Source organism: Planktothrix paucivesiculata PCC 9631 (genome assembly GCF_900009265.2).
In the GTDB taxonomy this organism is placed as follows: Bacteria; Cyanobacteriota; Cyanobacteriia; order Cyanobacteriales; family Microcoleaceae; genus Planktothrix; species Planktothrix paucivesiculata.
Window position 1 is genome coordinate 1 of sequence record NZ_LR735159.1, and the last position, 344, is coordinate 344.

1 rRNA gene is annotated in these 344 nt (G+C 36.6%); it reads left to right on the plus strand.

From position 1 onward, the window contains the following. Nucleotides 1-282: 282 nt before the first annotated feature. Nucleotides 283-344 (plus strand): 16S ribosomal RNA (locus PL9631_RS25930); the annotation flags it as partial.

Here is a 344-nt window from a genome sequence, read left to right on the forward strand (position 1 = left end):
ACTGGAAAGGGGATGAAAAGGTGAATTTGAAGAGGCGAAAACTTTTTTTCCCAAAAGGGTTGACAACCTTGGGAAAGACTGATAGATTTATAAAAGTGTCGAAAAACAAAAGACACACCGAACCTGGACAACTAAAGAGTTTGAAAGCCAAGTTAAAACATTCTTTATCTCGTTATTAAAGAATTGATTCTTAATCAGGGAGTTTAACACAAACTTTCTGAGAAAGCAAGAAATTCTAAAACTTTGAGAAACAAGTTTTAGAGCCAAAACAACAGATTCTTCAAAATGGAGAGTTTGATCCTGGCTCAGGATGAACGCTGGCGGTCTGCTTAACACATGCAAGT